Origin of the sequence: Halorubrum sp. SS7 (assembly GCF_005435055.1) — an archaeon.
Classification (GTDB): domain Archaea; phylum Halobacteriota; class Halobacteria; order Halobacteriales; family Haloferacaceae; genus Halorubrum; species Halorubrum salinarum.
The window spans coordinates 1-220 of sequence record NZ_SGXV01000727.1 but is presented as its reverse complement, the minus strand read 5'-3'; the positions used below and the strand labels follow the sequence as shown (position 1 = coordinate 220).

The 220-nt window shown below is 61.4% G+C and carries 1 protein-coding gene; it reads left to right on the top strand.

Annotation, left to right across the window (positions count from 1 at the left end; all coding sequences use genetic code 11):
* Positions 1-220: hypothetical protein (locus EXE44_RS20585; RefSeq protein ID WP_158293529.1), on the top strand; the 220-nt coding region annotated here is incomplete at both ends.

Genomic DNA, 220 nt, shown 5'->3' with positions numbered 1-220 from the left:
CCGTTATCGACGCCGGCGACGCGGCCGAGAAGCAGGCACTCGTCACACAGCTCGGTGATACGAGTCTGTTGAGCGTCGTCGTTGACGAACGGGATGAGACGTTGGAATCGTTCATTCGGGCGGTGAGCCAGCAGGTCTCGGCGGCACTCACACAACTCCGTCAGGAGACATCGATAGCGGGGCTCTCAAATGATGTCGCCAGGACCCAGCGGCAAGCGGA